The organism is Gracilimonas mengyeensis, from assembly GCF_900182705.1.
In the GTDB taxonomy this organism is placed as follows: Bacteria; Bacteroidota; Rhodothermia; order Balneolales; family Balneolaceae; genus Gracilimonas; species Gracilimonas mengyeensis.
The window spans coordinates 61,908-84,906 of the sequence record NZ_FXTP01000004.1; the positions used below are offsets into that span (position 1 = coordinate 61,908).

Sequence of the window (22,999 nt, forward strand, 5' to 3'; positions counted from 1 at the left end):
AAAAGAAATACAGTTCTTGCAAAGGGAAGGTGCCACCAGCGCCTTCCCTTTTTTGTGGGGTGATATTAAAGCGGCACTTGAGCTAAAAAACTATCGGGGCTATACCAGGCGACCTCCCCCTTTGGACGGATAGATTTATCCGTCCATACCCGAAATAGGTTACTTGAATGGTGGCAAACGGGGCGGGCAAATCTGCCCGATCTATGTACTCGTTTATAGGCACTCATACAAGGTAAAAACCCAAATAATTAGAAAGTGATTATTAATAATTTAGGATAAAACCTCCAAGGATTTAAAATCCTTGGAGGTTTGGCCAATAGAGAACAAGTTTTCCTAAAATACTTACCCGAATTCCATGGATAAATTTTTTTAACGCAGGCTTTCCCAAATACTAAATGGAGGCTCTGCTCCAATACGGTAATCCACTCCAAGTCATCCAATAAAAAAGCCCGCTTGCAGGTTGTTGCAAACGGGCTCAAAACCAAGCGCATTCTACGCTACTTATTTTTCGTTGAGTGAGAAACTTTCGGTGAGCACATCTGTAGCGTTGCCACCTACCATAATTTTGAATTCGCCGGGTTCTGCCTTAAAGGTTTCATCGGCACCATAAAAGCCCAGCACTTCTTCGTTCAGTTCAAAGGTGATGGTTTTGGTTTCGCCAGCTTCAAACATGAGTTTTTCAAAACCTTTTAGCTCCCTTACAGGACGAATGGTACTGGCCGCTACATCCTGTATATAAAGCTGGACCACTTCTTCGCCGGCTCGATCACCGGTATTGGTAACCTCCACAGAAACAGTGGCTGCTTCGCCCATTTTCATGGAATCTTTGCTCAGCTTCAGGTTGTCGTATTCAAAGGTGGTATAGCTGAGCCCGTGGCCGAAGTAATATTGAGGAGTTTTTTCTTCATCGGTATAGTGGCTCCAGAATACCATCTCGGGTTGCCCCGGAGTTGCATTGGGCCGGCCGGTGCTCACGTGGTTGTAATAGATGGGAACTTGTCCCACAGACCGGGGAATGGACACTGGTAATTTTCCGGCTGGATTATAATCCCCAAAAATAACATCGGCGATGCCGTTGCCGGCTTCGGTTCCAAGGTGCCATGTTTCCAGGATAGAGGGCATATTTTCGTACATCCAAGGCTCGGCAATGGGGCGGCCATTCATCAGCACAACCACTACATTATCATTCACTTTCTTGAGTTCTTGCAACAATTCCAATTGTTTGCCTTTCAGGCTGATATCGGTTTGGCTGCGGCCTTCACCACTTTGGAATGCCTCTTCGCCCACGGCTACAATTACCGCATCTGAGTTTTGAGCGAGTCGCACCGCTTCGGGAATATCAGAACCATCATCATCGGCAAAGGTTAGTTCGTTAACAAAGGCACGGTCACCAATTGCCAGCGTATAGCCTTGGGCAAAATGAACTTCGGTACCATCATTTACGGCAGCTTTAACACCCTCTAAAAGAGAAACTGCAGAGTTTGCCGTAGCCTGTGCTCTCCAGCTTCCGATAGGGGTATCTTTGTCATCCGCTAAATCACCAATTACAGCAATAGAGCCAAGGTCTTTGGACAGTGGCAGTACATCATTTTTATTTTTCAATAACACGATAGATTTACGTGCCGCTTCACGGGCTACCGCTCGATTTTCTTCTGTGTAAGTATTTTGGTTTTCACGTAAAGAATCAGAGTAGCGATACGGATCTTCAAAAAGTCCCAGTTGAAACTTAACACGCAGGATGCGTCGAACAGCATCATCAATAAGGGCTTCGTCTACTTTCCCTTCTTCAACTAACTCCACCAAATGTTGCTCGTAGCCGCGGGTTTCCATATCCATATCGGTTCCGCCGGTGGCTGCTTTGTATGCGGCATCTTTTAAATCGGCTGCATATCCGTTGATCGTCATTTCACCAATAGTATTCCAGTCAGAAAGAATGGGACCTTTGAATCCCCAATCGCCTTTCAAAATATCACGTTGCAAAAAAGCATTGCCGGTCACGGGAATTCCATTTACATCGTTAAAGGAGTTCATAACGGTAGCTACCCCGGCATCAACGGCTGCCTTAAAGGGGGGGAGTACCATGTTTAAAAGGGTGTTTCGATTGATTTCGGTAGTATTATAGTCCAGTCCTGCTACCACAAAACCATAACCTGCAAAGTGCTTGGCGGTGGCTGCAACCGTGTTGAGGTCGGAGAGGTCTTCACCTTGAAGTCCCTGAACACGGGCAACTGCAACTTTGGAAGCCAGGTATGGATCTTCTCCGGCTCCTTCCATTACTCGTCCCCAGCGGGCGTCGCGACTAACATCCATCATAGGCGAAAATGCCCAGTGGATGCCGGCTGATGCTGCTTCTTTAGCAGCTATCGTATTATTCTTTTTGATGGCTTCCAGATCCCAGCTGGCAGCTTCACCGAGGGGAATGGGAAAAATTGTCTTATATCCATGGATTACATCGTAGCCAAAAATAAGGGGAATACCCAAGCGGGTTTCCTCAACAGCAATCTCCTGGGCTTCGCGGGTGGCTTCGGCGCCCAGCACATTTAGCATAGAGCCTACTTTACCTGAAGCAAGTGCTTCGTATTTGTTGGCATTATCGCCCGTTGTTGGAGGCGGCCCAGTGACATCCCAGGTACCATTATATTGGTTCATCTGACCCACCTTCTCTTCCAGTGTCATTCTTGACAGCAGGTCTTCAACTTTTTGTTCAATTTCAGGCTCGATGAGGGTTGTTTGTTGTGCCACGGCAGTATCGGTTTTACATGATAACAGCAACACAGAGAATGTGATGCAGGCAAGAATTGTCTTCATGTTGTTTACGGTTAGGCTATAATTAGTTGGTTGCCGAATATTAAGTAAATTTATTTTAATAAATAAATGAAACTTACTGTTCCTTATTGAACTTAAGTGAAGGGAAAACCTGATTTTTGATAAATATTAGAAGAATTAGCGAGTTAAAGGAGAAGAATAAAAGACCAGATTATGCTTATTTACTAAATTAGATTGATTAAATGGATAAAATATCTGCCCATTTAGTGCTCAATTGTTCATAAACCACACGTGCTCAGGTTGCTGATTCTTCAGATGGAAGAGGCTAAAATTCTGTTAGTGATCTAGCTTTTTGTGTGATACTATTTTCCCGAAGAAATAGAGAACTCAATAATGACCGGCAAGTGATCTGAAGGGGTGCGGGAGTAACTGATTTCATGGTCCACCGCATAGTTATCAACTTGTACTTCATCGCTTACAAAAATGTAATCAATTCTTCGGTCCAGGGGATTAGAAATGTCAAACCCATTGAAAGTACCAAGGGGACCTTCCGGTTCACTTTGAGTAATACTTCGTGCATCATTCATTTTCTCAGAGAGGTAGCTTATTGGTTCGGAGTCAGGCAGGGCATTTAGATCTCCCATTAAAATGACCGGGTAATCCGCTGTATTCAGTTGCTCAATTTTTTGGTGGATGAGTTTTAGCGATTCTAATCTGGCCTCCTCACCCTGGTGGTCAAGATGCGTATTGAATACCCATAGGTGTTGATCATTGGATTCATCCCGCAGAAGAACGTAGGTGCATATACGGGGCAGAGCGGCATCCCAACCGGTGGAAACTTCATCAGGAGTATCAGAAAGCCAAAAAGTGCCGGATTTCTCTTTATTAAACCTGGTATCATCGTAAAAAATAGCTGTGTATTCACCGGAGATTTCTCCGTCATCACGCCCAACCCCTACATAGCTAAAATCAGGGAATTTTTGATCCAGATAACGGATCTGTTCCTCAAGGCCTTCCTGTGTACCAAAGATATCCAAAGTAAGGCGTGCCAGCTGGTTAGCTACTCTCTGCCTGCGAAATTCCCAGTAATCGCCGCCGTCACTTTGCATGCTCACCCGGATGTTATACGTGGCGGCAGAATAAGATTGCCCATACGTTCCGGTAGTAAATAGTAAAAGAGCAAGTAAGGATAAAAGATATTTCATGAACATAGTGGTGATTTTGAGGTTTGAGCTGAGTATTGGTGTGTGAATATCTTACCAAAATAAAAGAACTGCCACCAAAAATTTCATGACTGTATCTATTGTTTGCAAACAGGATAATTCTTATTATTGCAACACAGTCGCAATAGTATGGCAAGAAGAAAAACAGAATCTACAACGCAAATCCTTTCTACCCTGAAAGCAGCCAGTTCGGCAATGAGTCATCAGATGATTCAGGAGGAGCTGGACATCGAGGTGGACCGGGCTACCATATACCGGGTTTTGAACCGCTTCTGTGAAGATGGCATGGTGCATCGGGTAATTGGCGAAAATGGAAAGCAATATTTTGCCCTTTGTGAAGGGTGTGAAAAAGAAAATCACAGTCACAATCACTTTCATTTTCGATGTAAAAATTGTGGTAAAGTGGAATGCTTATCCCGTGAAATAGAAATTAAGCTGCCCGCAGGGTACGTAGCTCAAAACTTTAATGGCCTTATCTCCGGGGTATGTGCACAGTGTGCCTGAAACCATGAAGGGCTTATCATCTCTTATGAATAAACAACAAAAAGAAACCGAACAAGGATTTTGGGACCGCCTGGGCATTGGCTTGTCTGGCTTATGTGCCGTACACTGTTTGCTGGTTCCTGTATTTGTATCATTGATCCCTCTATGGCCGGCTTTAGAAGAATTTCACGAGTACACGCACCTGGTATTTTTCCTGGCTATCGCTCCTGCCGTGATTTTGTCTATTAAGAACCGTGATCACCTCAAAGCAGTCTCCAACTACTTATTTGCAGGACTGATTGTCATTTTCCTGGCTTGGTTCTTTAACCATCAGCTGGGTGAATATGGCGAGGCAGGTGTTACGCTTGTGGGCAGTATGTTATTAATTCGGGGACATTGGCTGAATTATAAAAGCAAAAGTCACCCGGTACCACAGGCTAGCTAATAGCCTCTTCTAATAGCTCCACAACTCTTTGGGCACATCCCCAGCTCAGGGTCACCCCCGCGCCACCATGTCCGTAATTGTGGATTACAAGTTTGGAGTGCAGATGTTCACTCTCCAGCCGAAGACCATTTTCTTCTTTACGCAGGTACCGATATCCCTTTTTGACACTCCAGTTGGCAAACTCTTCAAGCTCTACCCCAAAAGTGTGACCAAGTATTTTGCTGTGAAGTTCAGGAATTTGAGCAGGCACAAGGCTGCCATCAATTTCTCTGTAAGGAGCTACCACTTGTTCCCCTTCCCATTCCCCAAGTGGACCCAAAAATCCCTTTTGCCGGCTGCCACCTAAAACCCATCCGTCGCTACGGGGGTAAAAATACACATCTTGAGGATTGCCGTATTCTGACGCATAGATCTCTGTTCCGGGAGAGAAATTGTAGGAGATAGTTTCATCTTCCGGGCTTTTAAGGGCCGGTGCATTTCGAACATGGATCAGGTGACCTCTGTAAATGAGTCCATGTTCGTCACCAAATAGTTTGCGGGCTCCCATCTCTGAACAGTTGATTATGATATCAAAGGGAAGATGGGGCAGGTCCTCAGGCAAAAGATGAACTATTTTCAGCGTTCCTTTTTGCTCTTCAAACAGGTTAATGAGGGCGGGGTAGTAGAGACTCCAGTCCGCAAAGTAACAATTGAATTTCCATCCATCTGTAATTTCCATATCCGGATGTTTGGGATAAAAACCTTTATTGAAGTCATGAAAGGCTTCGGTGTTATCCATCAATTCCAAATAATCGGGTTTGGGATGAGTATTCACAAAAAGTTCAAAATGAGTATGAATATTAAGCCCGGGAAATTGTTGATCATATAGTTTGCTGAACTGTTGAAGGCTGCTTTCAAAAAGAGCAAGCGTATGTTCGGAACTAATCGAATGCGGGATTATGGAAGCGGCCGGGTAAATGCTTGAAAAGGCGGGATTCCCGGAAGTTTTTCGTGGATTTTCGTCGGTGAAAATGGTCACATTATATCCCTGTTTTTGCAATAATATCGCGCAGCTTAACCCGCTAACTCCGCCGCCGATAACGCAAAGGTTTTTCTGTGATTTCATGTACAAATAATAACTTTATCCGGTGATGATTCTAGTTGAAGACTTCCGTTGTATCCAAAAAGCAATTATAGTAATTTCTGCCCGCAATGGAAGGAAGTAATATCATGCAGATAAGAAAAATAAGTACTGCATTTTTATTGTTGATGATGGTAGCCGGGGGATTGATATCCTGTGATTTGCTGGTGCTGGATGAAGACACCGAATATCCTACCCGAATTCCTGCACTGAAACTGGGTGAATTGGAGAGTTTGAATCAAGAATATCATGCGCTCAACGATAGTACTTTATGTTCTACTTTAAATGAGTTTGGCTATACGGGTTATAGCACGGTGCTATTTGGTGAGGAAGGAAATCCTTGTGACCGTCAAAACAGAGAGGTTGTTCGCATTGAGATGTCAGAACTTGATACACTCGAGTCGGCAGCAAAAAAGGCGTTATGGAAAAACCGGGACTTTACAGGCGTACAAGATACTACTGCTTTGGAATTAACTGCCATTATACCTTTGCCCGGATGCACTCAAAATTGCGGCGGTCCCGACGAAAACAGCGTAAACATTGAATGGAAACTGACCTTTGCTGAGCAGGTTGTCGACTCTGCTAAAGTTATTGGCACTGAAATTATTGTGGTAATGGATGCCCGCGGTGTCAACCGGATTTGGGGAAATTGGTACCCCGAGTTTAATGTGCCTGAGTTTATTAATTATGGTTATCAGGATGTGCAGGAAGGCATGGTTGGCTGGGAAATTGATATGCGTTCATTCACCGGTGAAGAAAAGATTTACACGATAAAGGAAGAAGATGTGGGCACAGAACCAGAGATGGTGCACCTGCCGATAATCTCAGACACAGATACTGAACTGCGTACCTGCTGGGCGGTTTCGGTACGCTATGGTGCCCAAGACTTTGCAGGTTGGTATGCCTTTATTGATATTGAGGAGGGATTTTTGGTTAAATTAGTACCAATGGGTGAAATTATACCCTAACAAATTGATTGATTAATATTTGTTTACACCAAATTTTTGGTGGTTGACAAAGGTTTTACTTTATAATAGTATATTCCACTGTTTATTAATCAGAACCGACAGAGCATTGGCTAAGAATAAAAGTAAAATACTGATAGTTGAAGATGACATGATCATATCCTTGGTCGTAGAGAATATGATCAAAAAATTGGGACATTCCCTGGTTGGCAAAACCGCATCTGGTGAAGAAGCTGTAGAAATGGCCAAGGAGCATAAACCCGATATTATTTTGATGGATATTCGCTTAAAAGGGGAAATGGATGGTATTGAAGCTGTTTCCATCATCCGTGAGCATATCGATACCAACGTCATTTACTTGACAGGAAACTCAGATAAAGCAAATTATGACCGTGCCAGGGCAACCGACTGTGTGGACTTAATCTCCAAGCCGTTCACCATTGGTGAACTCAGCCGTTCTCTTGATCTGGTACCGTAAATTCAGGATGCATCTTTAAGGCTTTTCGCTCGTACGTGTTTGCAAACTAAACGCACAGCATGTTATGAGTACAAAATTTAAGAATCTAAAAAACGATTTACGAGATCTCGAAGAAGAAGGACATCTATACTCCGGTAGTTCAGGAAATAGCTCTAAGGTAACCAGTTCTAAAATAGCCAGTTACATTTTACTTTTAGCCTTTATTGCAACGCTTACCTTTTATGCTGGCTCTCGCTTTGATGAGTCTGCCGACTTTAACCCAATTGAAGGAGTAGTTCAGAATTTCAATCAGCCCAGTGAAGATTTACTGAACCGCATGGGCGACTGGATGCAAGAAATGGGCTACGGGGAATTAAGCAGAGAACAACTCATAGATTTGCGTGAAGAAGGAGTTACAGCTACTTATACCTCACAGATGCGCGAAGCCGGATATACGGATTTAACGCTTGAGCAATTGGTAGAACTTCAAAATGCGGATGTGAGTGCTACTTTCACGCGCATGATGAAAGAATTGGGTTACGAACTGAGTGTGCAAGATCTCATTGACCTAAGAAGAGGAAGTGTGACCGCCTTTTTTACCAGTAATATGATGGATTTGGGATATACCCTGGAAGAGCTTAGCAAAGAAAATCTGATCAGAATGCGGAGTGTAAACGTAACTCACCAATTGGCGGAGAGACTAATAGAAGAACAAAGTGTAGAAGAAACAGGAACTCGTCCTTCTGTAGATGAACTTATTCGTTACCGGATCAGCAACCAATAGATTATTCGGAACAAAACCTTTCGAATTAGCTAACAATCATTGAACTACGAATAAAAAATAATTTCTATGAAAAAGCTATTTACATTGTTATCCGTTGGATTACTCACAGCTTTTGCCAGCCAAGCTATGGCGCAAGAGTATTTAATCGAAAACTCTTCAGGTATAGGGCCTAAAATTGGTTATTACAAAGCCCCTGATGCGGAAGATGGTACAATGTTTATTGGAGTTCAATCCAGAACAAAAGGAAAATATTTTGGCGCAGAATTTTCTGCAGAATATAGAGGTGAACAAGGATATACAACCACCGGTGGAGACGTTACAGTGCGACAAATTCCTGTAACAGGCTCTCTCATGGTTTTTGCTCCTATAGCAAAAAATCTATCCCCTTATGGCTTAGCTGGACTGGGAGCCTACTACACCATCTATGATTATGATGATGACTTTCTGAACCCTGATGATGATACTGAAGTAAACCTTGGATATCATCTTGGTTTCGGTGCTGATATTGCTCTTTCAGAATCAGCCGCACTTAATGTAGATTACCGCTACTTGTTCCTAAACGGTGATGATGACATCACAGAAAAAGAATTTAGCGGGAATGTGATATCGGCCGGTTTAACATTTTATTTCTAAGCATATACGCTAAGAACTAAGTCCCCGAATCCTGCTCCGTAAAACGGGCAGGATTTTTTTATTTTGAGTGATCTTGTTCTATGGATTCACAAATGTATTAGTTCATGAAAGAGTATTTGAAGGCACTCGATATTCTCACCAATAAGGAGATTGGCCAGTTATGGTCTTTAACTAAACACCGGCGACTGGAAAAGGGCGAGTATTTTATCCGGGAAAAACAGGTATGCCGGGAAGTGGTATTTGTTGAAAAGGGAATACTGCGTTCATATTACACCGATAGTGAAGGAGAAGAGATTACCTATTGTATCACTTTTTCAAAACGGTTTATGACAGCTTATTCCTCACTGATCACCGGCAGTCCGACCCCGGAAAACATACAAGCTGTGACAGACGCCAAATTGAGGGTGATACAAAAGAAGGAATTTGAGAAACTTGAAAATGAGAGCGCGAACTGGATCAGGTTGCAAAAGTTTTTTGCCGAACAGGAATACTTGGCGATGGAAGAGCGGGTGTTTTCGTATCAAAAAACTGACGCACGCCAGCGCTATCAGAAGCTGGTAAAAGAACACCCGGATTATTTGCAGGAGATACCCTTGCAATATCTTGCCTCATATTTGGGGATAACACCCCGTCACCTCAGCCGAATACGCAGTGAAGTGGTTTTATAGACATATGTCCTGTGGGAATTAAGATGGTCGCACTAAGTTGCTGATGAACGTAAAGAAAGCAACCAAAAGAAGACATCAATCCATGAAAAACATTCTCATTATCAACGGTCATCCCTCTCCGGATAGTTATAATCATGCTCTTGCAGAAGCTTATAAAACAGGAGCTTTAGAGGCCGGCGCAGGCATTCAACAAATCGAAGTGGGAAAGCTGGATTTTGACCCCAATTTAAAATTCGGATACAAGAAACGAATGGAACTTGAACCAGATCTACAAGAAGCTCGTGAGAAGATCAAACAGGCCGATCATTTGGTTTGGGTGCATCCGGTTTGGTGGGGTGGATTACCGGCACTGCTAAAAGGCTTTATAGACCGGATATTTTTACCTGGCTTTGCATTTAAGTATCGGGAAGATTCTCCCTGGTGGGATAAATACCTGAAAGGGAAAACAGCGCGCATAATTACTACCATGGATCAGCCCGGATGGTTTTACCGTTTGTTTTTTGGAAGCCCCAGCATAAAAGCGCTAAAAAAAAGTACGTTACAATTTTGCGGGATAAAACCGGTGAGGGTGAGTTATGTGGGGAGTATTAAAGCATCCGACGAAAAGCAAAGAGAGAAGTGGTTGAGCAAAATGTACCGCTTGGGAAAGAAACAAAAGTAGGATATAATGAAACCGAGTGATAGGAAAAGGAAGAAGCAATGGAAACAGCTCCCCAAACTAAATGGGAGGGATATATCCGGGATTGGCTTTTAGTTTTAATCCTATAATTATTCTATTTTAGTTAGCCGTTCAGTAATGGACGGTGTTGCTTTGTTGTTGAGACTGGTACTTAATTAAATCTCATTCTCACCATTATAAAAATTCAAAAATAGATGTCAGAAATTGTACTTCCTGAAGTTGAATTAAATATTTATTCACCTAAGGATCCCACCGAAGTCACCGTAGTAGAAAACTATATTTGTACACAGGAAAGCAGCCCCAATTTTGTACGCCATGTAACCTTTGATGTATCCGGCACCGATCTGGAAGGCCGGGTACGGGTAGGTCAGTCGATAGGTATATTGCCGCCTGGACAAAATGAAAAGGGGCGGCCTCACAAACTTAGATTGTATTCTGTGTCCTCGCCTACCAAAGGAGAGGATGGAAAATCTCATCTTATTTCCACCACGGTAAAGCGTACTATTGAAGAACTTGAAGATGGCAGTTTGTATACCGGCATTTGCTCAAATTATCTGGCAGATCTCAAACCCGGAGAAAAAGTACAAGCCACAGGGCCCAGTGGTAAGCGGTTTTTGATGCCGGAAAATGCCAAAGATTTCAATTATGTGTTTTTTGCCACGGGTACCGGAATCGCTCCCTTTCGCGGAATGATTAAGGAATTGTTTGAAGATGATGATTTTGAAGGGCAGGTAGCCTTGGTTTTTGGCTGTCCATATCGCACAGATTTAATCTATCCGGATTATTTCAGGGAGATGGAAGCCAAACACGAGAATTTCCAGTATATCACCTGTGTCTCAAGGGAAGACCGCCGGGCTGACGGTTCCAAAAAATATGTGCAAACTTCTATTGAAGATTGCCAGGATCAGCTCAATCCCATTTTTGAGCAGGAGAATACGCTCATTTATATTTGTGGGTTGAAAGGGATGGAAACCGGTATTTATCAAAATCTGGCCCGGGGCGGTTTTAAAGAATACCTGGTTATCAAAGGGGATTTTGCCAAGCTGCATCCAGACGATTGGGATTGGGAAGAAATGCGGCGCAACGTTAAACCCGGCGCCCGTACGTTTGAAGAGGTGTATTAATTTCTTCAAATTAGAGTATAGAATAAAAGGAGCAATGATTAATCATTGCTCCTTTTTTGTTTAGGGATATCAGAATCAGGCTTTACGATTGAATCCGGGTAACTCCGCCGGAAACTACAAACCGCATAAAGTTGGTTGGATCGGTTTTAATGCGCGTTACCTTTTCACGGGGTACGATGTATAAATTTCCTGAAAAGTTGTAGGAATGTGGACAGTACACGGCCACTTCATCTTTAAGACCAAAGTGTTCCAGCGATTCCTCGGTGATAAAACCAAACCGTTTCATGCCTGCAGGCTCACTGAATTCTACATATACGGGTTTGTTGAACTTCTTTCGGTCTCCCACAAAAGCCTCCGTCAAATCTTTGAGGGAAGAATACACAATGTTGAAAATGGGCGTTTTGGTCAGCAGCTTTTCAAAAAAGTACACTACGGGTTTAACGAATGTACGAGTGATCAAAAAGCCGAAAAAAGTAATCAGTATAAAACCTGCTACGATGCCCAGGCCGGGTATTTGGTATTCATACTCAAACCAGCTGAATAATAATTCATTGAAGAAGTCATTCATCCAAATAACAGTTACATACATGAAATAAGCTGTTACTGTAAATGGAAGGATGAGAAGCATCCCCCGCAGAAAATAATTCAACAGTGTTTTCATAGGAAAAATTGGTTTTTGCTTAGGAGGGATGAATCTAACAGATAATGGTCATAAATGTCTAAAAAGAAAGAAAATTAGACGGCAATTGAACTCATTACACCCGGCCTGAACAATGTACATCTCCTAAGAAGACACTTGGTTATGTTGATTGCTCTTTCTTCTCTGCGTATCTAAATAATAATGCGGCTGTAGTAAACAGAAAGATAAACATACCATTCACTCCAAAAATCTCCAGAACTGAACTACTCGGCACCGATTGCATATTAGTGAGCAAAGCGGCTACCAAAAGTATTACATGTGCAAAAGACATCGCAATAAGTACGAACATCATCCCATATGCTTTAAAGCGGGTAAAAAGTGATCCCAGAATGCCAATTCCAATCACCCCAAAATACAACAGATTAAAAGCATGGTCCTCCGGACCGATAATTCCAACAGCAAGATTGGCCCAAATCAGGAAAAGTGAAGAGCCCAGAGCAAGGCCCATAGCAAACCGATACATTTTGTTTTCGGATGTTTTGGTGGCAAGAATAAAGGTGAGTCCTGTGCCAAATAGAAGGGAACCGGCAATAACAAAATCACTGAGCGTCCATACAACCTCGTTGGTAAATTGCATGGCTACCAAAGGAATGAGTAGTACAATGCCTGTGATGAAGGCGAGATAGATAACAGGTCGGGATATGCTTTGAGATGTATTCATGGCTAATATTAAGTTAGGGGTTGTTTATTGAAAGTACTTTTAATTGCAAAGTAGTTAGGTAAATTTTTTTGGGATTATTCTATTTCAGAACGGTGGCTTCTTTTACGGAAGTACATCCAGCAGATACCGGTCAGTATCAATAGCAAAGGAAGGGCACCCGGTTCGCTTTCGGTTAATATCATATAGGTCAAAAGTAAAAAGCCTGTTAAAGTGGTTAAGAATGCTGGTACCCAGCGTATATTTCTTCTCAAAGAGGTCAGATATTTCATGTTTATTTTCGTGCGTTAATGATGGTTTCGAGTACTTTTAAGTGATCATCGAAGGCTTTTTTGCCTTCTTTAGTCATGGAGTATTTGGTGTTGGGCTTGTTGTCGATAAAGGATTTCTCTACTTCGATAAACCCTTCCTTTTCCAGCTTTTTAATGTGGGTAGCCAGGTTGCCGTCGGTTACATCCAGGAATTCCTTCAGGGCGGTAAAATCAAGGGTATCGTTTACCGCCAGGGCCGACATAATGCCTAGCCTGACCCGGCTTTCAAATGCTTTATGTAAATCATCAAAGGATACTTTCATGCGTCACCGCTCGTATCTGAAATGCATATAAATTCCATACAAAACATGAACTACTCCGAATCCAATAGCCCAAAACAGAAGTCCATATCCAACAAAAAATGCGTTCAACAATCCAAGCAACATCTGAACAAAACCCATCACTCTCACTTCTTTGATCGTAAAGTGTCCTGCATTGTATAATGCCAATCCATAAAAGAGGAGGGTGAGTGGGGCAGCGAGTCCGATTAGTCCATTTGATATCAGGATGAAGATTAAAATTCCGCCCGCAAAAAGAGGTACGGCCATACTAACCAATAGCCGTCTTGATGTAGCATTCCAGGCGCTTTCTTCTCTTTTATTGGCTTTTCTACGGGAATCCAGAAGGGCGCTGACTAAGGCAAGCCCCAACACACCTGCAGCTGTCAAAAGTACATTTATCAAATTAGAGTATGAATAAAAGAATTCATCCGGTCGAAACTTCAAAAGGCTATGAGCAATCCACGCCCCAACCAAAGCGTACGTTCCGGCCAATATCCCAGCCCAGCCGGAGAGCGACAAAAATTTTGACGAGCGTTCCATCATGGAACGGATCTCGGCGATGTCTTTTAGATAATCCTGTTCTTCTTTCATAAAAAGTACTTTTTATTTAAAAGTACATTGAGAAAATGATTAATACAACATGTCTAAAAAATTTTATGAACATTGAACACTGAGTGCAGAAGTTCTAAGGTCTTTCCTGCGGATTCAGGAATCTAAATGGTTGAATCACGGATTAGGTGGATTTATGGATTGCACGGATTTACTTCTACTCAAAATCTAAAAAAACATGCTAAGATCGGCATGTTCATTTTGTCTTGATACAAAACGAACCAAAAGATCAAGGCGGTAGAATTTTGTCAGGCGTTCGCAGTGATTTGCTGTATAATTCCAATGGTCCATCTCTTTTCGTAATTATTTTGAACTCCGGGCCGGTATGGAATTATACCCCTTCGGGACGCTGCATCACTGCTCACTTAATCCTGTCAAAATTCTAAGGCCAGAGCATGGATATAGTTGAAGCTTCCCGACTCCGTAGGAGTCAAATGTAGGTAGCACCGGGTAAGCCCGAAAGATGTTTTATTAGCCCCGATGTATGCCGGGCGCAACCCGGGGTAAATAATGCAAAAGTAGAACAATTTTTGCCCGGATTGTTTATGGGCGAAGGGTGGGTATCAAAAATTGGGCTCGTATTATGATATCATCACAAAAGTCATTCCTGCGAAGACAGGAACCTTATTGTTCGAACCGCTGATTAAGCGGATTATAAGATTACACGGATTTTTTGCAATCAGCTAATTATAAAATCAAAGTTGAGCTTACAAAGAAACTCCCCGTTTCCATGGAATAAAGTCATCCTGATTAAGCAGCTGGGCTTTGGTTTTGATACGACCACTGGCCAACTCAATAATGTAATCCAAAATCTCTTCACCCATTTCTTCAATGGTTTTTTCTCCTTTGATGACCGGACCGGTATCAATGTCGATTATATCAGGCATGCGCTCGGCAAGCTGACTGTTGGAAGACACTTTACCAACAGGAGCCACGGGATTACCGGTAGGCGTTCCCAGTCCGGTGGTAAACAAGATGATGTTGGCGCCCGATCCCGCCATGGCCGTGGTACTTTCCACATCGTTGCCGGGTGTACAGAGGAGGTTTAAACCGGGCTCGCGTACCTGTTCGGTATAATCCAGGACGGCTTTGACAGGGGAGGTGCCTCCTTTTTTGGCAGCACCAGCAGATTTCATGGCATCGGTGATGAGCCCGTCTTTGATATTGCCCGGAGAAGGATTCATATCAAAACCGGAACCGGAGGCTTCGGCGGCATCAGAATAACGTTGCATAAGATCCACAAACTTTTCGGCCATCTCTTTGCTGGTGGTGCGGTCGATGAGTTCTTGCTCCACCCCACACAATTCAGGGAATTCTGAAAGAATAACCGATCCACCCAGCGCCGTTATCAAATCGCCGGCATGACCTACCGCGGGGTTGGCTGAAATACCGGAGAATCCATCCGAACCGCCGCACTCCATACCAATGGTGAGTTTGGAAAGAGGAGCAGGTTTACGTTCATTCTTGTTGGCTTCAACCAATCCCAAAAAAGTATCACGGATGGCAGAGGTCAGCATTTCATATTCGGTACCACTTTGTTGCTGCTCGTAAATGTAAAGTGGTTTCTGAAGATCGGAAGTCAGGTCGGCAATTTTCTCTTCCAGGATTTCAATCTGGGCATTTTGGCAGCCGAGACTTAATACCGTTGCGCCCGCCACGTTGGGGTGATAAATATAACCGGCCAGCAGAGCACATAGCGCTTCAGAATCCTGCCGGATGCCACCACAGCCACCTTCATGGGTCAAAAACTTGATGCCATCTACATTGGGAAACAGCGGATCAGGATCACTTAGCTCACTTTTTGCCGGCGGTTCTGTCATGTTTTTGATGACATCCGTTTTGCCATCCTTATACAGCTGTACCAGGTCGGCCACATACTTTTCATACACATCGCTGGTGGCGTATCCCAACTCCTTCATAAAAGCATTTTTGATGGTGTTCACATTACGGTTCTCGCAAAACACCAGCGGAACTACCAGCCAGTAATTGGCTGTCCCTACTTGTCCGTCTGGGCGATGATAACCCATAAATTCCTTGTCTTTCCAGCGACTTACATCCGGTGCCTGCCATTCACTTCCGGAGGTTTCCAAAGAGTAAGAAGACACTTCGTGTCGGGTATTTTCCGTAGTTAGTACGCCCCCGGCAGGTATTTCCTCGGTGACAGTTCCCACCAAAGATCCGTACATGTACACCTTATCTTCAGCCTTGAGGTCTTTGAGTGCCAGTTTGTGCTTAGCGGGGACGTCTTTCCGGATGATAATATCCGACCCATTGTGCTGCACCACATCCCCGGCTTGAAGGTCAGTAAGTGCTACCAGCAGGTTATCATTCGGATGAATTTGTAAGGTCTTGTTAGCCATGATTGTTAGCTATCTGTCTGATAAAGTTTAAATTCTAATGTGAGGATGTTATTGCACATCTTCGCTAAGGGTACTATTGACGCCTTTCTCGTCAATCAGCTGCAAGTAGTTGGTAACCATATCGTTTAGTCCGTCAATTTCGGTAAGATCTTGATCCCAAAATGCCGTATGACTAAGAACGGTTTGCGCTACCTTGCTGTGATCGCCGCTTTCCCAGGCTTTCTGGACGAAAGAAACCACATCTTCACCATCATTAATAGGCGTATCTTCTCCTTCCCAGCTTCCTTTATAAAAGCGAATGAGGGCGGCTAAAGCAAAAGTGAGTCGCTTCGGAATCTCTCCTTTCTGGGCATGATATTGCAGCAAGGAGGGAAGCACTCTTACTTTGTATTTAGAAACAGAATTCAAGGCAATGGCACTGAGCTCATGCTTGATATATGGATTCTCAAATCGCTCTAAAATATCTTTAGCAAAGCTTTCCAGCTCCTCTACCGACATATCCATATCAAGGGAAGGGATGATTTCTTCAAATAATTCCTTTTCCAAATAGGGGCCCACTTGTTCATGATCCATGGCTTCTTTAACCGTTCTCGCTCCGGCAAGATATCCCACCGGAACCATGCTGGTGTGCAGGCCATTCAGGATGCGCACTTTTCGGGTGCGATAAACCGACAGGTCATCCACAAATTTTACATTCAGGCCTGCTTTGTCAAAAGGGAGTTTTTGCTGGATTGATTCTGGCCCCTCAATCACCCACAGGTGGAAAAATTCCCCATTCACTACCAATTGATCATCGTAGCCAATCTCGGCATGGATTTCCTCCAGGTTGTCTTTCGGAAAGCCCGGTACAATACGATCAACCAGTGTGTTGCAGAACGTGATATCATTATTAATCCAATCTTTAAAAGCCGCTTCGGTCTCCCATAGATCAGCGTATTGAAGCACATATTTTTTAAGATTATCGCCGTTTTTATCAATTAGCTCACATGGAATGATAACCGGTGCTTTGTCGGAGGCCCCATCAAAATGCTTGTACCGGTGATGAAGCAAAGCCGTAAGCTTGGCGGGAAAGCTGTTGGGGATGGTTTCATAATCGGTGTCGTTTTCATCAAAAGCAATGCCCGCTTCGGTAGTATTGGAAACAATAAATTCCAGGTCGGGATTTTCTCCCAGTTCCAGAAACCCTTTGTAATCTTCATAGGGATTCATCCCGCCTTCCACACATTTAACCAGTTCAATGCTGGAAATAGGTTCGCCATCTTTCATGCCCTGCAGCTGCACATGATACAGCCCGTCCTGCTTGTTTAGCAAATCCACCAATCCTTTAGGAATCGGCTGTACAACCTTGACGGAACCGTTAAAATCAGTCTTTTCATTTACCTTGTCGATCATCCAGTCCACAAAAGCCCTCAGGAAGTTCCCTTCTCCAAATTGAAGGATCTTTGTTTTCAGATTTTCTGGTCTTGATACCGTTGCGTTATTTAAAGGGTTAGGCATGATCGTATGATGAGTTAAAAAGACAGTTTCCAACTTTACTTAATCGGTAACTTAAAGTAAGGTTTTTAAAAATTCTCTCGAAATAAAATTTTCAGGCACTTGTTTTTTGGGTAAGGTGAAAGCTTTAATCAACTGTGTACTGCCACTCAGAACTTGAATGGTGATGGACATTTCGGCTATGAACCGCGGATTGAATGGATTATAGGATTGCATGGATTATTCTGTCCAACGACTCCAGAGGAGTCAAGCATGGGTAGCCCCGGGTAAGCCCGATAAAATGTTTAATTAGGACAACCATCTACGCCGGGCGCAACCCGGGGATTAAAGAAAAAGGAAAGAACAATTTTTGCCGGTTTTTTTTTGGAAGAGGATCTCCATCAAAAATTGGGCGGGTTGTTCGGTTGGTTACATTCGGACCAGGGGTCCGGGCAGGCATTCCCAACGAGACGTTGGGAACGAAGTCAACGCTGAGGATCATTCTGGCTATGAACCACGGATTGAATGGATTAGAGGATTACACGGATTACTTAGTCTTCTGACTCCGTAGGAGTCAAACGTGGGTAGCCCTGGGTAAGCCCGATAAAATGTTTAATTAAGACAACCATCTAAGCCGGGCGCAACCCGGGGATTAAAGAAAAAGAAAGAACAATTTTTGCCCGGTTGGATTTTTTGGGAAAGCTGCTAGTCAAAAATTGGGCTGGGTGTTTGTTTGGCTGCAATCGGACCAGAGGTCCGGCCAGGCATTCCTAAACGGACGTTGGGAACGAGTTCAATATTTGTCAAAAAAGACTCTACTCAATATGTTCTTAATTCCTAACTGATTTGTTAGGAATTAAGAATACTAATAAATCTATTTTTTAAATAAATCAGTTAATCTGATTGAGTAACCAAACTGGAGCTCAAAAAAACTGTCTTTGGTCTTCATGTCAATAGTATGTGATAATGCCCCATAAATTCTGCTATTACGGTCACCTAAAGGATTCCAAAACAGTTCAAACTGTGTATTTAAAAACCTTCTGCGTTTATCTTCATTGTTAAAACTGGTTTCGGGGCTATAATGCAGAAAGCGTCTAATTGATAAATCAGTTCCAAAATTATCAGCTAATTCTAAATTAAGTCCTGGTTCTAAGAAAAAGGCGTATGAAATTGTTGTTTTAGAGTTGTCTTGTTCCTTCAAATCTGATAAAAATAATCCTGCTCCAAAATCGAGATAAAAGGAGCTCAAAGATTTATTTTCTACCCATCCATTTATTAAGCTGAAAGAAATATCAGTTGAAAGCCAACTTTTTTGTAAGTAACTACTTCGTGTAAAATTTGACGTATCAATCGACGCAAATTTACTATCAAATTTCCTCAGGTTTAGGTTCGTCTTAGTATAATGGAAAGGTACAATTAAACCTTTATTTGGATAATTTATGCGATGAATAATATGCTTAAAAGATGCAGTAGTCTGTATCAGACCATTAGACTCATCTCCGAGAGTTGCCAAACCATCTGTATATAATCTAAGATCAAAAATGTTATTAATACCCACACCTCTAGTCAAAATAATTCCATCTTTATATTTGCTATCATTCAAATAATCTTTCTTTTCAATGATGTAAAGTCCGTCGTCAGGAGCATAGTTACCTAAGCTTTCGTATTCCCAGAAGTTATTTGTGAATAAGTAATACTCTGTACTATCTGAGCTTCTGTATAATAATTTGTCTCCTTTATCTAAGCGATAACTAGTTACTCCAATTGGAGCTTGGGCATTGCTAAATTTCACAGGAAAGTCATTTGGTCTACTAGCGAAGATTTGAAGTTCATTTATAAAGCCATCTTTAATTCTAAAGCTAATTTTGTCAATATCTGCAGTAGGTTCTTCTCCTTCTAGTATATTTTGTTGGTTCTTCTTTATACTGCTTATTTCGAATGGAACATCGTCTTTTTGATGCGAATGATTCCTACAGCTAATGTAGTATCTTCCTGATTTTCTTCAATTACACTAGTCAGGTTTTGAAGTTTTTGCTCTATCTTTTTTAAGCTATCATTGATTTCTTCTGTACCCGTTGTGTCTGTAGTAGAAGATGAATCAGACTGTCCGTTTTGACTAAGTACTGGTTTGGTAATAACTATAAAGCATAGAATGAGTAGATATAAATATTTCATTTGAACACCCCATAATCTTTTATTATTTATTAGTGTCTCCCCAAAACTTCCCCTAATTATATAAAGAGACTAATTTAATTCATTGGAATTAAATTATAAAAATCTTAAAAAGAAACTGTAAAAAAGCCCTCTTCATAAAATAAAAGTTAAAACAAATTTTTATTTATGAGTGTACTCACATTCATGTTTACGTGATATTTCTTATTGATTAATACTTCATTTGCAAGGCATTCATCATCCCTATTTATGGTTAAAAACCACACATGAGTTCCAACCATATTTTTCCTATCTTCCATGCCCTTAAAAATCCAACACTCACACATTACCTTTGATGTCGTACAAGACTTCCGCCCAGATTCGTCAGGAATTTTTTGATTTCTTCGCCGAAAAAGAACACGCTATTGTTGACAGCGCTCCCGTAGTTCCCAAGAACGATCCCACCTTATTATTTACCAATGCGGGTATGAACCAGTTTAAAGCCATTTTCCTGGGAGAGGAAGACGCTCTTAAGCACGATGGTAAACTTTGGAACCGCGCGGCCGACACCCAAAAATGTATTCGCGTAAGCGGCAAGCACAACGATTTGGAAGAAGTTGGCCACGATACCTACCATCACACCTTATTTGAGATGCTGGGCAACTGGTCTTTTGGTGATTATTTCAAAAAAGAAGCCATTGGTTGGGCCTGGGAATTGTTGGTTGACAAATGGGGACTGGAGCCCGACCGCCTGTATGCCACGGTATTTGAAGGCGATGAAGAGGATGGGCTGCCCGTGGATGATGAAGCCATTGCACTTTGGAAAAGTGAGACGTCCATCGACCACGACCATATTCTAAAGTGCAGCAAAAAAGACAATTTTTGGGAGATGGGCGAAACCGGTCCATGCGGACCCTGTTCGGAAGTACACATTGATTTACGCCCCGATGAAGACCGCAAAAAGAAACCCGGTCGCGATTTGGTGAATATGGACGATCCCCGGGTTATGGAGATCTGGAACCTGGTATTCATTCAGTTCAATCGTAAGCCAGACAGCAGTCTTGAAAAACTACCTGCCCAACACGTAGATACTGGTATGGGCTTTGAGCGTATCTGCGCCGTGCTGCAAGACAAAACCTCGAATTACGACACCGATGTGTTCACCCCGCTGTTAAATGAAATTGCCGATATGGCCGGGCTGACTTATGGCGAAGATGAAGAAAAAGACATCGCCATGCGCGTGATTGCCGATCACATCCGTGCGGTAACCTTTTCTATTGCGGATGGTGCTTCGCCGGGCAACGACGGTCGTGGTTATGTGATTCGCCGCATTTTGCGTCGCGCTATACGCTATGGTTGGGATGTGCTTGATTTCAAAGAGCCGTTTTTCCACAAGCTGGTAGACGTGCTGGCCGAGCAATTCAAAGAGGTCTTTCCCGAGATCAAAGCCCAGCGCGATTACATTGTAAACGTGATCCGATCCGAAGAAAAGAGTTTCCTGAAAACACTGGGGCAGGGCATTGAGCTGTTTAATGAGATGGTGGAAGGCGAGAAGAAGCTTTCCGGCGCGGATGCCTTCAAACTGCATGATACCTACGGATTCCCCATTGACCTGACCGAACTGATGGCCCGGGAACGTGGGGTGGAAGTGGATACGGAAGGCTTCAATAAACACATGAAGGAACAGAAGGATCGAGCCCGTGCTGCCGGTAAGTTTTCGGTAGATCAGAGTGATTCCAAATCCTGGACGGTGGTGAAGGAATCTGATGAATTTGAATTTACAGGATACGATGATGCCGAGACGGAAGTAGAAATTCTGGCTTACCGAAAAGAAGACGATCGTTATGCTATTCAGCTGAACCGTACGCCGTTTTATGCGGAAAGTGGTGGTCAGGTAGCTGATACCGGCATGATCACAAACGGTGACGAATATATTAAGGTACTGGATGTACAGAAGTCCAACGGGCAGTTCATCCATTATGTAGATCAGTTGCCGGAGGATTTGTCTGGAACATGGACGGCTACTATTGATCTGAACCGCCGCATTGAAATTCAAAAACATCACTCCGCTACTCACTTGGTTCATGCAGCACTACGTGGAATTTTAGGTGATCACGTGGGGCAGAAAGGCTCACTGGTAGATGAACATCATCTGCGTTTTGACTTCTCGCATTTTGAGGCCATGACTGATGAGCAGTTGGATGAAGTAGAAGAGCTGGTAAATGAAAAAATCCAGGAAAACATCCCGCTGCAGGAAGAACGAAACATGCCGATTGATGAAGCTAAAGAGCGTGGTGCGATGATGTTGTTTGGTGAGAAATACGGGGAGAAAGTCCGTGTAATCACCTTTGATAAAGACTATTCCATGGAGCTGTGTGGTGGTACCCATGTAGGTGCTACAGGCGAAATCGGTTATTTCCGATTTACACAAGAAACCTCGGTCGCGGCCGGTATCCGGCGTATTGAAGCCGTGTGTGGGGCTCAAGCCGATAAACTGTTGCGAGATGAAAAGAAATTATTGCAACAGGTGAAGGGAACGATTGGTCAAACCGAAGATTTGGCTGCTGACATTCAGAAGCTGATTGATGAGAAGAAAGCTCTGGAGAAAGAATTAGAGAAAGTTCAGTTGCAAAATACCGGCGCCAAATTGGAGGAGTTTATCCAGAATGCCGGTGAATTGGATTCAGGCATTCAATTGGTAAAAGGAGAAATCTCCGGCGCCAACATGGACACGCTAAAGCAGCTGGGCTATGATGGCATCCAGAAAACCAAAGAAAACACTGCTATTGTGCTGGGCTCCAAAGATGAGGAAGAAGGCAAGGTGTACCTGATGGTAGCCTTGACCGAAGACCTCATCAAAGAAAAAGGATTGAAAGCCGGCGGATTGGTCGGTCAATTGGGCCGACTTGTAGGCGGTGGTGGAGGCGGACAGCCAAACCTGGCTACAGCCGGTGGACGTCAGCCCGAAAAACTCTCCGAAGCCCTTGAGAAAGTGAATGATTTGATTGAAGAATCGATTTCGTCATAATCGGAGGACAACTCAGGAATAGAACGCGGATAACGCAGATTGCGCAGATTATCGCGGAAAGATTAGATGTTTGATGTGGCT

At 43.1% G+C, this 22,999-nt stretch carries 22 protein-coding genes; 10 read left to right on the top strand and 12 right to left on the bottom strand.

The window, feature by feature from the left end; all coding sequences use genetic code 11:
* Positions 1-501 precede the first annotated feature (501 nt).
* Complete coding sequence (gene bglX, locus FN815_RS05720; protein WP_142453667.1) at positions 502-2,808, bottom strand: beta-glucosidase BglX; 2,307 nt, start codon at positions 2,806-2,808, stop codon at positions 502-504.
* A gap of 320 nt (positions 2,809-3,128) precedes the next feature.
* A complete protein-coding gene (locus FN815_RS05725) occupies positions 3,129-3,971 on the bottom strand; it encodes an endonuclease/exonuclease/phosphatase family protein (RefSeq protein ID WP_185957182.1) in 843 nt (280 codons plus the stop codon).
* Positions 3,972-4,118: 147 nt separating this feature from the next.
* On the opposite strand from FN815_RS05725, the gene FN815_RS05730 reads away from it, so the two are divergent.
* Both FN815_RS05730 and FN815_RS05735 read left to right on the top strand, forming a co-directional pair.
* On the top strand, positions 4,119-4,493 hold the full coding sequence (locus FN815_RS05730; protein WP_142453669.1) for a Fur family transcriptional regulator: 375 nt from the start codon (positions 4,119-4,121) through the stop codon (positions 4,491-4,493).
* Positions 4,494-4,518: 25 nt separating this feature from the next.
* Positions 4,519-4,917 (top strand): MerC domain-containing protein, encoded by a 399-nt coding sequence (locus FN815_RS05735; protein ID WP_185957183.1) that lies wholly within the window; start codon positions 4,519-4,521, stop codon positions 4,915-4,917.
* On the opposite strand, the gene FN815_RS05740 is transcribed toward FN815_RS05735, so the two are convergent.
* A complete protein-coding gene (locus FN815_RS05740) occupies positions 4,910-6,022 on the bottom strand; it encodes an FAD-dependent oxidoreductase (protein ID WP_142453671.1) in 1,113 nt (370 codons plus the stop codon). The genes FN815_RS05735 and FN815_RS05740 overlap by 8 nt on opposite strands.
* Positions 6,023-6,126: 104 nt before the next feature.
* On the opposite strand from FN815_RS05740, the gene FN815_RS05745 reads away from it, so the two are divergent.
* From FN815_RS05745 to FN815_RS05775, 7 genes are all read left to right on the top strand, one after another.
* Positions 6,127-7,005 (top strand): hypothetical protein, encoded by an 879-nt coding sequence (locus FN815_RS05745; RefSeq protein WP_142453672.1) that lies wholly within the window; start codon positions 6,127-6,129, stop codon positions 7,003-7,005.
* Between the two features lie 106 nt (positions 7,006-7,111).
* On the top strand, positions 7,112-7,480 hold the full coding sequence (locus FN815_RS05750) for a response regulator (RefSeq protein ID WP_142453673.1): 369 nt from the start codon (positions 7,112-7,114) through the stop codon (positions 7,478-7,480).
* Positions 7,481-7,544: 64 nt separating this feature from the next.
* Positions 7,545-8,243: a hypothetical protein gene (locus FN815_RS05755; protein WP_142453674.1), complete on the top strand. Its 699-nt coding sequence runs from the start codon at positions 7,545-7,547 to the stop codon at positions 8,241-8,243.
* A 66-nt stretch (positions 8,244-8,309) separates the two neighbouring features.
* A complete protein-coding gene (locus tag FN815_RS05760; RefSeq protein ID WP_142453675.1) occupies positions 8,310-8,876 on the top strand; it encodes an outer membrane protein in 567 nt (188 codons plus the stop codon).
* A gap of 104 nt (positions 8,877-8,980) precedes the next feature.
* Positions 8,981-9,544, top strand: coding sequence for a Crp/Fnr family transcriptional regulator (locus tag FN815_RS05765; protein ID WP_142453676.1), 564 nt, complete (start codon positions 8,981-8,983; stop codon positions 9,542-9,544).
* Positions 9,545-9,626: 82 nt separating this feature from the next.
* A complete protein-coding gene (locus tag FN815_RS05770; protein WP_142453677.1) occupies positions 9,627-10,205 on the top strand; it encodes an NAD(P)H-dependent oxidoreductase in 579 nt (192 codons plus the stop codon).
* A 212-nt stretch (positions 10,206-10,417) separates the two neighbouring features.
* A complete protein-coding gene (locus FN815_RS05775; protein WP_142453678.1) occupies positions 10,418-11,347 on the top strand; it encodes a ferredoxin reductase domain-containing protein in 930 nt (309 codons plus the stop codon).
* Between the two features lie 82 nt (positions 11,348-11,429).
* Here FN815_RS05775 and FN815_RS05780 read toward each other — a convergent pair whose 3' ends face one another.
* From FN815_RS05780 to FN815_RS05820, 9 genes are all read right to left on the bottom strand, one after another.
* A complete protein-coding gene (locus tag FN815_RS05780; protein ID WP_142453679.1) occupies positions 11,430-12,008 on the bottom strand; it encodes a DUF502 domain-containing protein in 579 nt (192 codons plus the stop codon).
* A 139-nt stretch (positions 12,009-12,147) separates the two neighbouring features.
* Positions 12,148-12,708 (bottom strand): hypothetical protein, encoded by a 561-nt coding sequence (locus FN815_RS05785; protein WP_142453680.1) that lies wholly within the window; start codon positions 12,706-12,708, stop codon positions 12,148-12,150.
* A 74-nt stretch (positions 12,709-12,782) separates the two neighbouring features.
* Positions 12,783-12,977, bottom strand: a complete 195-nt coding sequence (locus FN815_RS05790; protein WP_142453681.1) for a hypothetical protein — start codon at positions 12,975-12,977, stop codon at positions 12,783-12,785.
* 2 nt (positions 12,978-12,979) lie between these two features.
* A complete protein-coding gene (locus tag FN815_RS05795; RefSeq protein WP_142453682.1) occupies positions 12,980-13,279 on the bottom strand; it encodes a winged helix-turn-helix domain-containing protein in 300 nt (99 codons plus the stop codon).
* 3 nt (positions 13,280-13,282) lie between these two features.
* Positions 13,283-13,888, bottom strand: a complete 606-nt coding sequence (locus FN815_RS05800; RefSeq protein ID WP_142453683.1) for a hypothetical protein — start codon at positions 13,886-13,888, stop codon at positions 13,283-13,285.
* A gap of 725 nt (positions 13,889-14,613) precedes the next feature.
* Positions 14,614-16,266: a UxaA family hydrolase gene (locus tag FN815_RS05805; protein WP_142453684.1), complete on the bottom strand. Its 1,653-nt coding sequence runs from the start codon at positions 16,264-16,266 to the stop codon at positions 14,614-14,616.
* A 48-nt stretch (positions 16,267-16,314) separates the two neighbouring features.
* Entirely contained in the window at positions 16,315-17,763 is a 1,449-nt protein-coding gene (locus FN815_RS05810; RefSeq protein ID WP_142453685.1) for a tagaturonate reductase, read from the bottom strand.
* Between the two features lie 850 nt (positions 17,764-18,613).
* Positions 18,614-19,531 carry a hypothetical protein gene (locus tag FN815_RS05815; RefSeq protein WP_142453686.1) on the bottom strand — a complete coding sequence of 306 codons (918 nt, stop codon included), beginning with the start codon at positions 19,529-19,531 and terminating at the stop codon, positions 18,614-18,616.
* A gap of 137 nt (positions 19,532-19,668) precedes the next feature.
* Positions 19,669-19,914: a hypothetical protein gene (locus FN815_RS05820; protein ID WP_142453687.1), complete on the bottom strand. Its 246-nt coding sequence runs from the start codon at positions 19,912-19,914 to the stop codon at positions 19,669-19,671.
* Positions 19,915-20,245: 331 nt separating this feature from the next.
* Here FN815_RS05820 and alaS point away from each other — a divergent pair, with 331 nt between their 5' ends.
* Entirely contained in the window at positions 20,246-22,918 is a 2,673-nt protein-coding gene (gene alaS / locus FN815_RS05825) for an alanine--tRNA ligase (protein ID WP_142453688.1), read from the top strand.
* Positions 22,919-22,999: the final 81 nt, after the last annotated feature.

What these genes read in the sequence shown, in the direction of transcription:
- bglX (WP_142453667.1), bottom strand. Translation starts at nt 2,808, where the DNA reads ATGAAGACAATTCTTGCCTGCATCACATTCTCTGTGTTGCTGTTATCA.
- FN815_RS05725 (WP_185957182.1), bottom strand. Translation starts at nt 3,971, where the DNA reads ATGAAATATCTTTTATCCTTACTTGCTCTTTTACTATTTACTACCGGA.
- FN815_RS05730 (WP_142453669.1), top strand. Translation starts at nt 4,119, where the DNA reads ATGGCAAGAAGAAAAACAGAATCTACAACGCAAATCCTTTCTACCCTG.
- FN815_RS05735 (WP_185957183.1), top strand. Translation starts at nt 4,519, where the DNA reads ATGAATAAACAACAAAAAGAAACCGAACAAGGATTTTGGGACCGCCTG.
- FN815_RS05740 (WP_142453671.1), bottom strand. Translation starts at nt 6,022, where the DNA reads ATGAAATCACAGAAAAACCTTTGCGTTATCGGCGGCGGAGTTAGCGGG.
- FN815_RS05745 (WP_142453672.1), top strand. Translation starts at nt 6,127, where the DNA reads ATGCAGATAAGAAAAATAAGTACTGCATTTTTATTGTTGATGATGGTA.
- FN815_RS05755 (WP_142453674.1), top strand. Translation starts at nt 7,545, where the DNA reads ATGAGTACAAAATTTAAGAATCTAAAAAACGATTTACGAGATCTCGAA.
- FN815_RS05760 (WP_142453675.1), top strand. Translation starts at nt 8,310, where the DNA reads ATGAAAAAGCTATTTACATTGTTATCCGTTGGATTACTCACAGCTTTT.
- FN815_RS05765 (WP_142453676.1), top strand. Translation starts at nt 8,981, where the DNA reads ATGAAAGAGTATTTGAAGGCACTCGATATTCTCACCAATAAGGAGATT.
- FN815_RS05770 (WP_142453677.1), top strand. Translation starts at nt 9,627, where the DNA reads ATGAAAAACATTCTCATTATCAACGGTCATCCCTCTCCGGATAGTTAT.
- FN815_RS05775 (WP_142453678.1), top strand. Translation starts at nt 10,418, where the DNA reads ATGTCAGAAATTGTACTTCCTGAAGTTGAATTAAATATTTATTCACCT.
- FN815_RS05780 (WP_142453679.1), bottom strand. Translation starts at nt 12,008, where the DNA reads ATGAAAACACTGTTGAATTATTTTCTGCGGGGGATGCTTCTCATCCTT.
- FN815_RS05785 (WP_142453680.1), bottom strand. Translation starts at nt 12,708, where the DNA reads ATGAATACATCTCAAAGCATATCCCGACCTGTTATCTATCTCGCCTTC.
- FN815_RS05790 (WP_142453681.1), bottom strand. Translation starts at nt 12,977, where the DNA reads ATGAAATATCTGACCTCTTTGAGAAGAAATATACGCTGGGTACCAGCA.
- FN815_RS05795 (WP_142453682.1), bottom strand. Translation starts at nt 13,279, where the DNA reads ATGAAAGTATCCTTTGATGATTTACATAAAGCATTTGAAAGCCGGGTC.
- FN815_RS05800 (WP_142453683.1), bottom strand. Translation starts at nt 13,888, where the DNA reads ATGAAAGAAGAACAGGATTATCTAAAAGACATCGCCGAGATCCGTTCC.
- FN815_RS05805 (WP_142453684.1), bottom strand. Translation starts at nt 16,266, where the DNA reads ATGGCTAACAAGACCTTACAAATTCATCCGAATGATAACCTGCTGGTA.
- FN815_RS05810 (WP_142453685.1), bottom strand. Translation starts at nt 17,763, where the DNA reads ATGCCTAACCCTTTAAATAACGCAACGGTATCAAGACCAGAAAATCTG.
- FN815_RS05820 (WP_142453687.1), bottom strand. Translation starts at nt 19,914, where the DNA reads ATGAAATATTTATATCTACTCATTCTATGCTTTATAGTTATTACCAAA.
- alaS (WP_142453688.1), top strand. Translation starts at nt 20,246, where the DNA reads ATGTCGTACAAGACTTCCGCCCAGATTCGTCAGGAATTTTTTGATTTC.